The sequence below is a fragment of the Amycolatopsis sp. NPDC051903 genome (genome assembly GCF_044452505.1).
GTDB lineage: Bacteria > Actinomycetota > Actinomycetes > Mycobacteriales > Pseudonocardiaceae > Amycolatopsis.
The window spans coordinates 44,225-57,502 of record NZ_JBITBT010000003.1; the positions used below are offsets into that span (position 1 = coordinate 44,225).

The 13,278-nt window shown below is 72.7% G+C and carries 9 protein-coding genes and 1 pseudogene; 1 reads left to right on the plus strand and 9 read right to left on the minus strand.

Going from position 1 to position 13,278, the window contains the following annotated elements; translation table 11 throughout:
* Positions 1-7 precede the first annotated feature (7 nt).
* Complete coding sequence (locus ACIA77_RS07845) at positions 8-2,269, minus strand: sodium-translocating pyrophosphatase (RefSeq protein ID WP_395885032.1); 2,262 nt, start codon at positions 2,267-2,269, stop codon at positions 8-10.
* A 276-nt stretch (positions 2,270-2,545) separates the two neighbouring features.
* Here ACIA77_RS07845 and ACIA77_RS07850 point away from each other — a divergent pair.
* Positions 2,546-5,538, plus strand: a pseudogene (locus ACIA77_RS07850) (DEAD/DEAH box helicase); the annotation flags it as partial.
* A gap of 69 nt (positions 5,539-5,607) precedes the next feature.
* Here ACIA77_RS07850 and ACIA77_RS07855 read toward each other — a convergent pair.
* The 8 genes from ACIA77_RS07855 to ssd all read right to left on the minus strand — a co-directional run bounded on the left by ACIA77_RS07855 (position 5,608) and on the right by ssd (position 11,971).
* Positions 5,608-6,225: a bifunctional DNA primase/polymerase gene (locus ACIA77_RS07855; RefSeq protein ID WP_395885033.1), complete on the minus strand. Its 618-nt coding sequence runs from the start codon at positions 6,223-6,225 to the stop codon at positions 5,608-5,610.
* A gap of 421 nt (positions 6,226-6,646) precedes the next feature.
* Complete coding sequence (locus tag ACIA77_RS07860; protein ID WP_395885034.1) at positions 6,647-6,997, minus strand: Rv3654c family TadE-like protein; 351 nt, start codon at positions 6,995-6,997, stop codon at positions 6,647-6,649.
* Positions 6,994-7,332, minus strand: coding sequence for a TadE family type IV pilus minor pilin (locus ACIA77_RS07865; RefSeq protein ID WP_395885035.1), 339 nt, complete (start codon positions 7,330-7,332; stop codon positions 6,994-6,996). Before ACIA77_RS07865 ends, ACIA77_RS07860 begins: the two co-directional genes overlap by 4 nt.
* A complete protein-coding gene (locus ACIA77_RS07870) occupies positions 7,332-7,502 on the minus strand; it encodes a DUF4244 domain-containing protein (protein ID WP_395885036.1) in 171 nt (56 codons plus the stop codon). The genes ACIA77_RS07865 and ACIA77_RS07870 overlap by 1 nt, the downstream gene beginning before the upstream one ends.
* A 31-nt stretch (positions 7,503-7,533) precedes the next feature.
* Positions 7,534-8,223, minus strand: coding sequence for a type II secretion system F family protein (locus ACIA77_RS07875; protein ID WP_395885037.1), 690 nt, complete (start codon positions 8,221-8,223; stop codon positions 7,534-7,536).
* Positions 8,220-8,798, minus strand: coding sequence for a type II secretion system F family protein (locus ACIA77_RS07880; protein ID WP_395885038.1), 579 nt, complete (start codon positions 8,796-8,798; stop codon positions 8,220-8,222). Before ACIA77_RS07880 ends, ACIA77_RS07875 begins: the two co-directional genes overlap by 4 nt.
* Positions 8,799-9,738: 940 nt before the next feature.
* Positions 9,739-10,875: a TadA family conjugal transfer-associated ATPase gene (locus ACIA77_RS07885; protein ID WP_395885039.1), complete on the minus strand. Its 1,137-nt coding sequence runs from the start codon at positions 10,873-10,875 to the stop codon at positions 9,739-9,741.
* A 31-nt stretch (positions 10,876-10,906) separates the two neighbouring features.
* Positions 10,907-11,971 carry a septum site-determining protein Ssd gene (gene ssd, locus ACIA77_RS07890; protein ID WP_395885040.1) on the minus strand — a complete coding sequence of 355 codons (1,065 nt, stop codon included), beginning with the start codon at positions 11,969-11,971 and terminating at the stop codon, positions 10,907-10,909.
* Between the last annotated feature and the right edge of the window lie 1,307 nt (positions 11,972-13,278).

A 13,278-nucleotide genomic window follows, 5' to 3' on the forward strand; every position in this document is an offset into this window, starting at 1 on the left:
CGGCGGATCAGGCTTTCGCCTCCGCCGGGGTGTCCGCGATGACCGTGCCGCGCCGCTTGGACACGACGATCGCCGCGACGACGACCGCGACCGCGACGATCGCGATCACGATGCGCCAGGTGGTGTCCACGCCGCCGCCGGCCGAGAGCGTCACGACCGCGGGCGCGATCAGCACCGAGACCAGGTTCATGACCTTGATCAGCGGGTTGATGGCCGGGCCGGCGGTGTCCTTGAACGGGTCACCGACGGTGTCACCGATGATCGTGGCCTCGTGCGCCTCGGAACCCTTGCCGCCGTGGTTGCCGTCTTCGACGAGCTTCTTGGCGTTGTCCCAGGCCCCACCCGAGTTGGCGAGGAAGATCGCCATCAGGGTGCCGGTGGCGATCGCACCGGCCAGGTAGCCGGCGAGAGCACCCGTGCCGAGGCCGAAGCCGACGGCGATCGGGGCGAACACCGCGAGCAGACCCGGCGTGGCGAGCTCCCGCAGCGAGTCGCGGGTGACGATGTCCACGACCTTGCCGTACTCGGGCCGCGTGGTGCCCTCCATGATCCCGGCGATCTCGCGGAACTGGCGGCGCACCTCCTGCACCACCGCGCCCGCGGCGCGGGAAACCGCGTTGACCGCGAGACCCGAGAACAGGAACACGACGGCCGCACCGACGATCACGCCGACCAGGGTCGGCGGGCTGACGATGTTCGCGAGGAACGTGCCCGTGCCGCCGACAGCCTTCGTGATCGCGTCCGAATAGGACCCGAACAGCGCCGTGGCGGCCAGGACCGCCGTGGCGATCGCGATGCCCTTGGTGATGGCCTTGGTGGTGTTGCCGACCGCGTCGAGCTCGGTGAGGATCTGCGCGGCCTTCTCGTCGACGTCGCCCGACATCTCGGCGATGCCCTGAGCGTTGTCGGAGACCGGGCCGAAGGTGTCCATCGCGACGATGACGCCGACGGTGGTCAGCAGGCCGGTGCCGGCGAGCGCGACGGCGAACAGCGCGACGGCGCCGCCCAGCAGGTACGCGCCGAACACGGCGGCACCGATCACGAGCGCGGTGTACACAGCGGACTCGAAGCCCACCGAGATGCCGGACAGGATGACCGTCGCAGCACCGGTCTCCGACGTCTTGCCGACGTCCTGGACCGGCTTGTTCTCGGTGCCGGTGTAGTACCCGGTCAGCTTCAGGATGATCGCGGCGAGCACGATGCCGATGATCACGGCGACGGTCGCGATGACCGCCGGGTTGCCGCTGGTGTTCGCGAACTCCGCGCCGAAGTCGGAGAAGCTGCTCGGCAGGTACACGAACGCGGCGACGGCCGAGAGGACGGCGGAGATCACCGCGGAGATGTAGAACGAGCGGTTGATCGTGACGAGACCGCCTTCGCCCGCGCGCGCCTTCGTGATGTACACGCCGATGACGGCGGTGATGACACCGATGGCGGGCACGATGAGCGGGAAGATCAGGCCGCTGGAACCGAACGCGGAGCTGCCCAGGATCAGCGCGGCCACGAGCATGACCGCGTAGGACTCGAAGAGGTCCGCCGCCATCCCGGCGCAGTCACCCACGTTGTCACCGACGTTGTCGGCGATCGTCGCGGCGTTGCGCGGGTCGTCCTCCGGGATGCCCTGCTCCACCTTGCCGACGAGGTCCGCGCCGACGTCGGCCGCCTTCGTGAAGATGCCACCGCCGACACGCATGAACATGGCGATCAGCGCGGCGCCGAACCCGAAGCCCTCCAACACCTTCGGGGCCTGGCCCGTGTAGACGAGCACCACGATCGCGGCACCGAACAGGCCGAGGCCGACGGTGATCATGCCGACCACGCCACCGGTGCGGAACGCCACGCGCATCGCGATCTCGCGCCCGCCTTCCTCGCGCGCCGCGGCCGCCACGCGCAGGTTCGCCTGCGTCGCGAGCCACATGCCGAGGTAGCCGATGGTGAACGAGAACACCGCGCCGACGAGGAAGAAGATCGAGCGGCCGATGCGCTCGTTCCAGTCGTCGGCGGGGAGCGCGAAGAGCAGCAGGAACACGATTACGCCGAAGATGGCGAGGGTGTTGCGCTGCCGCTTCAGGTAAGCGGCCGCACCTTCCTGCACCGCCTTGGCGATGTCCTGCATCTTGGCGGTGCCTTGGCCCGCGGCCAGCACCTCCCTGAGCAGCACGTAACCGATCGCGAGTGCGGCAAGGGCGACCACGGCGACCACACCGACGATGGTGTAGCCACCCCCGGAGAGCGTGAGACCGCCCTCCGCGAGGAACTGCCGGGACATTCGTCCTCCTGGGAACGCCGTTGGCCAGCGCGGACTCGTCGTACCCGCCGTGCCTGCGCTGGCATGGGATCTGTACCGATCGACACGCTAGCCGTGCGGGCAATGCACGTCTCACATGACGCTCGCCACAGAGGGTGTGGATTGCGGGAGTGTATTGGTAGTGCTCAGCGGCCCTGCAACGCGTCCCGGTGACAGTACGTTCTGTGACCTTGTGTGATTGCTCACTTGATCGATCTCGGGCCGGTTTTGTCGGTGCCCTGTGCGAAGCTTCGGCACGTGGTCGAGCGAGGACGGAGGCTGCTCAGCCGGGTCACGGCGGGGGTGCCGGTGAACGAGAACCCGGTGACGCACGTGGCGCACCTGCCCGCGCGTCCGGCCGGGTTCGCGCCGTGGCCGGAGTGGGCGGCGCCGGCGGTGGTGTCGGCGTTCGCGGGGTCCGGAGTGGAAAAGCCGTGGCAGCACCAGGTCACGGCGGCCTCGCACGCGCACGGGGGCGCGCACGTGGTGGTGTCGACGGGCACGGCGTCGGGGAAGTCGCTGGCCTACCAGCTGCCCGTGCTGTCCGAACTGGCCACGGGTTCGAACGCGACCGCGCTGTACCTGTCGCCGACGAAGGCGCTGGGCGCCGACCAGCTGCGTTCGGTGTCCTCTTTGGACTTGCCCGGGGTGCGCGCGGCGTCGTACGACGGTGACACCCCCATGACGGAGCGCGACTGGGTGCGCGCGCACGCGAACTGGGTGTTCACGAACCCCGACATGCTCCACCGCGGGATCCTCTCGGCGCATTCGCGGTGGACCCAGTTTTTCAAGCACCTCGCGTACGTGGTGGTGGACGAGTGCCACAGCTACCGCGGGGTCTTCGGTTCCCACGTCGCGCTGTTGCTGCGCCGGCTGCGCCGGGTCGCGGCGCACTACGGGGCTTCGCCGGTGTTCGTGCTGGCGTCGGCGACCACGGCGTCGCCGGCGGAGTTCGCGTCGCGGCTCACGGGGGTGGCGTGCGAGGCGGTGACGGAGGACGCGTCGCCACGGGGCGCGCGGACGGTCGCGTTGTGGGAGCCGCCGCTGCTCGACGAGCTGACGGGCGAGAACGGCGCGCCGGTCCGGCGGTCGGCAGGTGTGGAGGCGTCGCGGATCCTCACGGACCTCGTGGTGGAGGGCGCGCGTTCGCTGGCGTTCGTGCGTTCGCGGCGCGGGGCGGAGCTGACGGCGCTCGGCGCTCGGCGGCTGCTGTCCGAAGTGGACCCCGCGTTGGTGGAAACGGTTGCAGCGTACCGATCCGGCTTCCTGCCGGAGGAGCGGCGAGCACTGGAGTCGGCCCTGCTGTCGGGGCGGCTGCTGGGCGTGGCGACGACGAACGCGCTGGAGCTCGGCGTCGACATCGCGGGGCTCGACGCGGTGGTGCTCGCCGGGTACCCGGGCACGCTGGCGTCGTTCTGGCAGCAGGCGGGTCGCGCCGGCCGGTCGGGCGACGAGGCGCTGGTCGTGTTCATCGCGCGCGACGACCCGCTGGACACCTACCTCGTGCACCACCCGGCGGCCCTGCTGGAGCGTCCCGTGGAGACGGCGGTGCTCGACCCGACGAACCCGTACGTGCTGGGTCCGCAGCTCGCGTGCGCCGTCGCGGAACTGCCGCTGACGGAGCCGGAACTCGCGATGTTCGGCGGAGCCGCGGCTCGCGACGTGCTCGCGGACCTGGCCGCGGAGAAGCTCCTGCGCCGCCGCTCCAGCGGCTGGTACTGGACCTCCCGCGACCGCCCCCACGCGGAGGTCGGCATCCGCGGCTCGGGCGGCGACCAGGTCGCCGTCGTCGAAGCGGACTCCGGCCGCATGCTCGGCACCGTCGACCCGGGCTCGGCGTGCTACGCGGTCCACCCGGGCGCGGTGTACCTGCACCAAGGCTCGTCGTACGTCGTCGACGAGCTCGACCTCGAGACCGGGCTGGCGCTCGTGCACGCGGAGGACCCGGACTGGCACACGTCGCCGCGGGAGGTCGTGGACATCTCCGTGCTGGCCACCGAACAGCAATGCCGCCACGGCGGCGTCACGGTGTGCCTCGGCGAAGTCGCCGTCACTTCGCAGGTCGTCGGCTACCTACGGCGCCGCCCGTCGGGCGAGGTGCTGGACCACACGCCACTCGACCTGCCCGAACAGAGCCTCCACACGCGCGCCGTCTGGTACACGCTCTCCGACGACCTGCTCGGCCCCCCACACCGCCTGGGAACCGGGCGCGTCCGAGCGGGGACCGAACCGGGGGCGGCCCTCGATGCGGGTGGTACTTCAAGCTCCGGCGCGCCCGGCGATTCCGCGGCGTTGTCTGACGGCGGCTCGGGTGAAACCGGCTCGCCGGACGCCGGCTCGGCCGACCGCGGCTCCGTTGATTCCGGCCCCGCCGGTGGTGTCGCCGACTCGGAAACCACCGCTTCCGCGCGTGATGTGGCTGGAACTGCGTCGGCTGGCGCGGAATCCAGCAGTGGCGCCGCAGCCGACGCGGATCGTTCTGGCAAGGCCGGGTCGGGCAGCGGGGGTTCGGCCGGCCGCGGTGCCGGCGCCACCGGCGGCCAAGTTGCCGGTGGCGCCGAGACCGGCGGCCGCGGGGGGGGGGGGGGGGGGGGGGGGGGGGCCCCGGGGGGGGGGGGGGGGGCGGGGGGGGGGGGGGGGGGCGGCCCCCCCCCCCCCCCCCCGACGCGGGTGGGGCCGGCCGTGGGGGTTCCGGTGGCGCGCCGAAGCGGGAGGCGGCTTCGGGTGCGCCTGCGGAGTCTTCGGCCCAGGCCGTGGAGCGGGGCCTGTTGGAAGCTGAGGCACCCGGGCCCGAGGAGCGGGGGCCCGGGGTGCCACCGGTGGGGAACGTGGCGCCGGTGGGGACCGGGGGTGTCGGCAGGGCGCCGGGGGGCGCCGGGTTGGTCCCGGCGCGCGTCCCCGGCGCTCTGCATGCCGCCGAGCACGCGGCGATCGGCCTGCTACCGCTGTTCGCTACGTGCGACCGCTGGGACATCGGCGGGGTGTCTACCGCGTGGCACGAGGACACCGGGGAGGCGACGGTGTTCGTGCACGATGGGCATCCCGGGGGTGCGGGATTTGCCGACCGCGGTTATGCCGCGATTGTCCCGTGGCTGGCCGCAACGCGGGAGGCGATCGTCTCCTGCGAGTGCCCGACGGGGTGCCCGTCCTGCGTCCAGTCGCCGAAGTGCGGGAACGGCAACGATCCGCTGGACAAGGCGGGGGCGGTGGCCGTTCTGGATGCCGTGCTCGGGGCGTTGCGTCAGCACGGGGAACAGTGCGGCCACGGTGGTTCGTGAACCTCTTCAGTTGTCAACGCTGCGGTGCCGGGGTGGAACCGATCACGCAGCGGTGGTCTCCACGAGCAGCGGAGCGTGCTCGTCGCTGAGGGCGCGCACGAGGACGTCGTGCACCTCGGCCGGGTCGGGCAGCTGCCAGCCGCACACCTCGGGCTTCACGCGCCAGTGGACCACGCCGTGCTGGAACGGTGAGGGCGGCAGCGGGATGTAGCTGCCGGCACCGTGCCACTGCACGGAAGCCTGCGCGGCGAGCTCCGCCGGAAGGCTCTCGGCGGGCGTGGTGAGGAAGAGCCAGCGGCCGTTGGGCATCGCGACGATCGGCGCGGGGTGGCCGACGGCGCGAAGCAGCCGGGCGGCGCGCTTGCCCAGCTCGTCGTCGACCTCGATGGCGTCGAGTTCGGTGCCGGTGGCCACGAGCAGGCTGTGGGTGCGGTCGGAGAACCAGGCGGCGACCTCGTGGGCGTGCGTGCCGATCAGCTCGCGCCAGTCGTCGCGGGCCGGCACCGGGCGGCGCCACGTGAGGTCGTCGTCACCGGTGATCGGCGCCGGGGTCGCTCCCGGGAGCACCGGCCAGCCGCGCCACGCGAGGCCGATCGCCTCCGCCCGCAGTTCGATGCGGAAGGCGCTCCGCCAGCTGTCCGGCCAATTCGCGTCCAACATTGCTTTCCTGCCTTCAAGTTCCGGTTTCGCGCCACCCGGGTCGGGGCCGTTGGTGGCGCACGTCTCACTAAACGGCAATTTGCACATTGCGCGGAAGGGGCTCGCGACAACCGGTGGTTACTGGGCGATGAACGCCAAGTAGTGCACCGCTCGACCGATACCGGGCTGCCGATCACCGGCCGTTGAACCGCCGCTCGGCCGCCGTCGAACGGGGCCGGACACGTTCGACAGCGGTCTCGCGCCCCGCGCGGCACCTTGTTGATTTACAGCTCTGACCTCGGGTTTCGACCGTTCGCCGTGCGGCAGCTACCGCTGCTCGCCGGCTTCGCCGCTCGTCGTCGCCCGCCCGCCGGGCGCTCACCGCGGAGATCAACATCGGCCCGCCACTCGTCGACAGCGCCGCGGACGAGCGGCGCCACGGTCAGTCCGGCGGGCCCACCGGACCCGCCCTGGCCCGCGCCGACGGCGGCGGCAACCCCGGGATGGGCGGGCTCGCGGCGCGGACTTCGACGAGCGCGTCCCGTTCCCGCCAGCCGCAGGCCGTGACCACGGCACCCTCGTGGTCGGCCACCTCACGGGCGCGGCCGCAGGCTCGCGCCGGCCCGTCGGCGGCGTGGGACGCGGCGGCCAGGGCACCCAGGTCGGCCGCGGCTTCGACGCGGTGCCGGGCCGCCACCGCCGCGGCGAGCCAGGCACCGGCCGCCGCGAGGCCGATCAGCGCGGCGATCACGATGGCCGTCCAGACGGTCGCCACGCCTTCGTCGTCCTTCACGTCTGCGCTCCCGGTTCGGCGACGGCGTACGCGCTGGCGCCCAGGTGGAGGCCGGCGAGGGTGTCGGTGGTGACGACGGCGGTGATGCCGTCGCCGGCCCGGGTCACCGTGAGCCGCGCCCCGTGCGGGGCGATCGTCTGCACGACGGCTTCGGCAGCACCCGGCTGCCCGGCGGCGGTCAGCCGCGCGGCTTCGCGAGCGGCGTCGAGGCACCGGATGTGCCCGAGCACCGCCGCGAGGCCCGCGAGCAGAGCCGCGACCACGGCCATGAGCGCGCCGAGTGAAAGGGCGGCTTCGACCGTGACGAAGCCCCCGTCCCGGCGACGGCCCGCCATCAGTTCGCCACCGTCAGGGCCCGTTGTACGAGACCCGAGAGCGCGGCGCCGATCGCGTCGCCCCTGAGCAGGACGAGCAGCGCGAGGGCGAACGCCGCGGCGGCGACGGTGCCGATCGCGTACTCCGCGGTGGTGGTTCCCTCGTCTCCGGGGAGCCTGGGGAAGTCCATTCCGGTTCCTTTCTATCCATTGTGGATTCATCTACAGCAGGCCGCCGATCTGCCCGGCGAGGCCGAGCACCACCGGCAGCACGCCGAGGACGAAGAACGCGGGCAGGAAGCAGAGCCCGACCGGCAGCGCCAGCGCGACCCCGGCCCGTTCGGCGCGTTCTTCGGCCTCGACGCCGAGCCCGTCGCGGAGGCGGCGGGAGATTCCGTCGGCCGTCGCGGCCAGCGCGGCCCCGGACCGCGCGGTGCGGGTGGCGGCCACGGCCAGCTCCTCGAACCCCGGCCGCGTTCTGGTCGGCGCCCACGCCTCGGACGGGCCGGCCCCGAGGGCGAGGAGGTGGGCGGTGGCTCGCAGCGCCGTGCCCGTTCGGCCGGGTGCGGTGGTGCTGACGGCTTCGAGGGCCGTCGGCACCGGCAGGCCGGTTCGCAGGCACGCGCCGAGGAGATCGAGCGTGGCGGCGGAGGCGAGGCGTTCGCTGACGTCGTCGGCCTTCGGGCGGCGCGAGCGGCGCAGGAGCCACCACGACCCGGCACCGGCGAGGGCGCCACCGGGCAGACCGGCGAACACGGCAACCGACGCGCCGGCGAGGACGGCTGCGATGAGGTGGCGGGTGCGGAGGCTGGGCAGCTTGGGGCGCCATTTGCCGTGTTCGGCGAGGCTGCGTGGCGGCGGTGCGCTCGGCCAGATGAGGAGCGCCGCGGCCGCCAGGAGGTACGGAGTCATGGCGCCTCCCGGCGTGGGGCGGTCAGTGCGCGCGACCAGGCGGTGCCGGCCCAGATCAGGACGGCGCCGGTGACGAGGAAGAGCTGGCCGAGGAGCGTGCGGGTGAGGACGGTCAGCGGATCGGCGCCGATGGCCTGGCCCATGGCGAGGCAGACGACCGGGAGCGCGGTGAGGACGGTCGCGCTCATCCGCGGGCCGGCCATCTTGGCGTGGAGGCGTCTCGCGAACGCGGTGGCCGCGTCGGTGTCGCGGCGGGTGGCGTCGAGGGTGTCGGCGATCGGCAGGCCGTGCCTGCGGGCGAGGCCCCAGGCTGCGGCGAGTTCGGGCAGTTGCCGGGATTCGAGCGCACCGTCGAGGCGGGCGGCGGTGGCGAGGTTGCCGAGTTCGGCCGAGAGCGCCGGTACGGCGTCGGCCGCCGCTTCGGCCGCGAGCACGGGGTGCGCACCCGCCCGAAGCTCCGCGACCATCGCCCGGAGCGCGGCCGAAGTCTGCTCCCCCCGCGCGACGGCCGCCGCGGATTCCGTGCGGCTACGCCATTCCTGCCTCACCGCGACGGTGACGACCGCGACAGCCAACGCCGCCCCCGGCCCGGCGATCGGGATGGCGGCCAGGGCGGGCAGGAACCAGCGGACTCGGCGCGGCAGGCGCGGGATGGTGAGGGTGGGCCGCCACGGCGGGCTGAGGCGGGTCGGCAGGGTGGGCCAGACGAGGAGCGCGGTGCCGAGGCAAAGGAAGGGCCAGGAGTCGATTATCTGGTGGCTTCCCTGTGGTGAGGTTGGTGAGCTAGTAGCCGGGTGGCGGAGGTACTGCTGAGCTGTGGGCGATCAGGCGGCCTTCGGTTGAGGTTGGCGCGGATGGCTCGCCCGATGGCTGCGATCACAAGGTCGCCTCTTCGCTGGGAGGAACTCGGACGGGCGAGGGGCAATTGGGTCACGTGGTGGCGATGGGCGCGGCAGCATCCGTAATTGCGGGTGGCGCTCGTCGGAGAGGCCAGCGGGTGGTCGGCCATGACGGGCCAGTTTCCGGGAACGTCGGCGGATCTACCGCAGAGCCGACGAAATCCGCCCGTCTCGCGCGGCGAGCCGACGGTGCCAGCAGTGTGTGCGTGGCCCGTTGTGGCCAGGCGGGTGCCGGGACGCCGGCGGACACCGTCCGGCTTGAGCGGCGAGTTCTCCGCGCCACCGACATTCACGTGGCCGGTCGTGGCTGGGCCGTTGCCGCGAGGCCGGCGAATTCCGCGCGCCCCGAGCGGCGAGCCGACGGTGCCAGCAATGCTTGCGTGGCCCGTTGTGGCCGGGCGGCTGCCGGGACGCCGGCGAACACCGTCCGGCTTGAGTGGCGAGCTCTCCGCGCCACGCACATTCACGTGGCCGGTCGTGGCTGGGCCGTTGGCGCGAAGCCGGCGAATTCCAAGCGCCCCGAGTGACGAGCCAACGGTGCCGGCGACGTGTGCTTCACCGGCCGGGCCGTTGCCGGGGCGGCGGCGGAGGTGGCTGGTGCGGGCGGAGGCGCGGGTCATGACGTGGCCTCGTCGAAGAGGTGGCGGTGGGAAGTCCAGTGGCCGTCGCGCCAGAGGGGGGTGGGGTGGACCTCGCCGGGGGCGCGGTCGAGGGCCGCGATTTCCGTGAGGCGGCGGGTGCCGTCGGGGTCGCGTTTGAGGTGGAGGACGACGCGGATGGCGGCGGAGAGCTGGCTGTGGAGGGCGTCGCGGGTGAGGCCGCCGAGGGAGGCGAGCGCTTCGAGGCGCGCGGGGACCTCGGAGGGGGAATTGGCGTGGAGGGTGCAGGCGCCGCCGTCGTGGCCGGTGTTGAGGGCGTTGAGCAGGGAGCACACCTCGGCGCCGCGGACTTCGCCGACGATCAGGCGGTCGGGGCGCATGCGGAGGGCCTGCCGGACCAGTTCCGGGAGTTCGACGGCGCCGGCGCCTTCGACGTTGGCCGGGCGGGAGACGAGGCTGACGAACTGCGGGTGCGTGGGCCGGAGCTCGCCGGCGTCTTCGACGCAGACGATGCGTTCACGCTGGTCGACTTCGCTCAGGAGGGCGCTCAGGAGTGTCGTTTTGCCGACACCGGTGCCGCCGGTGACGAGGAACGCGAGGCGTCGCGTGATGATCGAGCGGAGGAGTTCGGCGCCCTCTTCGGTGACGACGCCGAGGGTGGTCAGGGTGTCGAGCGTGTGCGTCGCGGGGCGCAGGACGCGCAGGGACAGGCAGGTGCCGTTCGGGGCGATCGGTGGCAGGACGGCGTGGACGCGGACGTGGCCGCCCGGGGCCGGAAGCCAACCGTCCACATAGGGCTGTGCGTCGTCGAGCCTGCGGCCGGCGGCGAGGGCCAGGCGCTGGGCCAGGCGGCGGACGGCTTCCTCGCCGGGAAACCGCAGGTGGGTGCGGATGAGGCCGGCGTCGCCGTCGGTCCAGATCTGGTCGGGGGCGGTGACGAGGACGTCGGTGACGGCGGGGTCTTCGAGCAGCGGCGCGAGCGGGCCGGCGCCGACGAACTCGTCGCGGGCCTGGCGGACGGCGTCCAGCACCGCGTCGTGGCTGAGCGTGCCGCCGGCCTCGGCCCGCACCGCCTCGGCGACGGCGACCGGGTCGGCGAGGCGGCTCCCGCCCGCCAGCCGGTGGCGGACTCGCTCGACGAAATCGGTGGTCATGCCGGGAGTTCTCCAGACGTGGTTCGGCGGATCAGGCGGCCGCGGTGAGGTGGGCCGGCTTGGGCCGGACCTCGGCGAGGAGGGCGCGGGCGGTGGTGGCCAGGGAACCCTTGGGCGGGATGTCGAACTCGCCGGTTTCGAGGGTCGCGGCGACGCGGCGCTCGGGCGCCACGGTGGCGAGCAGCGGGGGGCCCAGGAGGGCCGCAGTGCGGGACGGCGGAGCGGCCGCGCGCGGGTGTCCACTTGCGACGATGCCGAGACGGTCGGTGTGGGCGGCGAGGCGGTGCAGGACCTGTTTGGCGGCCATGCAGGCGCGGAACTCGATCGGCACGACCAGCGCGACGAGCTCGGCGAGTTCCGCGACCGCGAGGGCACCCTCGTCGAGGTGGCGGGGCAGGTCGCAGACGACGACACGGCCGGCGCGCCGGGCGGCGGACACAACGGCGGTGAGGGCCCGCGGCGCGGGGCCGGCGGCGGTGCGGCCGCAGGACAGCACGGGCAGCGTGCCTCGGTGGGGCAGGGCGTCGATCAGCGACGGGAGGGAAACGCGGCCGGAGAGGCGAACGTCGGGCCACCGGTGGCCTGGGGTGTTTTCCAAGCCCAGCGGCAGATCCAGGCCTCCGCCAAGGGGGTCGCAGTCGATGAGCAGCGCCGGCGTGGTGAGGTCGGCTTCGACGGCGAGCGCGGCCGCCAGCACAGACGCGCCGGCCCCGCCGCGCCCACCGACGACGGCGATCACCGGCCCGGGCGAATCGGCGGGGGCGTCGGTGACGTCGGCGAACGCGACGGTCAGCTCCGACTCGTCGTCGGGAAGGCAGAACACGCGCCGCGCGCCGACGGAGACGGCCCGGCGCCAGACCTCCACATCGGCAGAACCCTTGCACACCACGAAAACCCCGTCGCGGCGCGGCATGACCACGCGGTCGTCGGCGCAGTCCTCCTCGATCACCACGAGCGGCGCGCGCGTCCAGCGCGACCGGGCGGCCGCGAGGTCGGGCGCGCGATCAAGCTCGCACCCCGCCACGGCGGCTACGCGCAGGATCTCCTCGAGCACAGCGCCCTCGGACGCGACGACAAGCGGGCGGGCGGTTTTCATCTGGCTCTCCCCCAGTGGCAAGACCCGGTCCGTGATTGGGCGGGTGGTTTTGTTGAGCAGTGCAGGATTCAGCGGGTGGGTTCGTGGGGCTCGGCCTGCGGCTGAGAGGCGCGGTTGGCGCCTCGGCCATGCGCCGCGGGTGGCGCCGCTGGCGGCAGGTCGGCGGACGGTTCTCATCGGCCAGCGGACGCGAAATGCGGTCGGGCCGAGCGGGTCGGTTGGGCCGGTGGCGCGGATTCAGCGGCGCGCGGGCGGGTTGGGTTCATGGGGCTCGGACTGCGGGTAAAAACCCGGTTGGCGCCGGAGCCCTCCCTCGAGCATGACGCCGGGGCGACAGGTCGGCGGACGGTGCTCACCAGCCAACGGAAGCGAAATGCGGCCAGGCCGAGCGGGTCGATTCGTTCAGTAACGCGGATTCAGCGGCGGTCGGGCGGGTTGGGTTCATGGACTCGGCCGCGACCGAGTCCGGTTGGCGCTGAGGCCGTCCATCGAGCCTGGCGCCGCTGGAGGCAGGCCCGCAGATGGTCCCTTGGGCCGCCCGGGAGCTAACGCGCTCAGCGCCGAGCGAGTTGATTCGTTTCAGTGGCGCGGATTCAGCGGCGCGCGGGCGGATGGGTTCATGGGGCTTGGACCCGCGCGAGAACCCCAGCTGGAGTCGATGCCATCCATCAAACCTGGCGCCGCTAGCGGCAGGTCAGCGGATGACTCTCGTAGACCCCCGGAGCGAAACGCAGTCACCGTCCAGCGGGTCGATTCGTTCACCGACACGGATTCAGCAGCGCGCGGGCAGGCGGGTTCAAGGGGCTCGGACTGCGGCAACGAGGCCCGGTCGGCGCCGAGGCCATCCATCGGGCGTGGCGCCGGTGCGACATGGGCGTTTGGTTCTCACAGGGTTCCCTCCAGGGCGAGATCCGGTCGGTATCGAGCGAGTCGTTTCGTTTGAGCAGTGCGGGTTCGGCGGGTTGCAGCCGGGTGGATCCGGCTCATCGAGATCGCCGCGTCACGACGAACCTTTGTTGATTAGCGCGGATTCGACAGCAAACGGGCGGGTCAGCCTCGCGGCTCGCGTCGGATGAGTCGGTGCGTGGCGAGGCTCTTCGTCGGGCGCTGGCCGCCGGCGGCAGGTACGAACGGTTCTCGCAGAGACCGTCCCGAACGCGAACCAGATTCGGTATAGGGCGGTCATTCGCAGAGAAGCCGTACGTCCGGATGTAAGCGGACGCTTTTCTTCGGGATCGAACCCGCGAAACCAAGCCAATGCTGAACGAGTCCATTCACGCAGCACCGCTGCGGTGGAAGGTAAACGG

Excerpts from the sequence above, each read along its gene's own strand:
- ACIA77_RS07865 (WP_395885035.1), bottom strand. The coding sequence starts at position 7,332 with ATGGCGGGCCGTCGCCGGGACGGGGGCTTCGTCACGGTCGAAGCCGCC.
- ACIA77_RS07845 (WP_395885032.1), bottom strand. The coding sequence starts at position 2,269 with ATGTCCCGGCAGTTCCTCGCGGAGGGCGGTCTCACGCTCTCCGGGGGT.
- ACIA77_RS07855 (WP_395885033.1), bottom strand. The coding sequence starts at position 6,225 with ATGTTGGACGCGAATTGGCCGGACAGCTGGCGGAGCGCCTTCCGCATC.
- ACIA77_RS07870 (WP_395885036.1), bottom strand. The coding sequence starts at position 7,502 with ATGGACTTCCCCAGGCTCCCCGGAGACGAGGGAACCACCACCGCGGAG.
- ACIA77_RS07885 (WP_395885039.1), bottom strand. The coding sequence starts at position 10,875 with ATGACCACCGATTTCGTCGAGCGAGTCCGCCACCGGCTGGCGGGCGGG.
- ACIA77_RS07875 (WP_395885037.1), bottom strand. The coding sequence starts at position 8,223 with ATGACTCCGTACCTCCTGGCGGCCGCGGCGCTCCTCATCTGGCCGAGC.
- ssd (WP_395885040.1), bottom strand. The coding sequence starts at position 11,971 with ATGAAAACCGCCCGCCCGCTTGTCGTCGCGTCCGAGGGCGCTGTGCTC.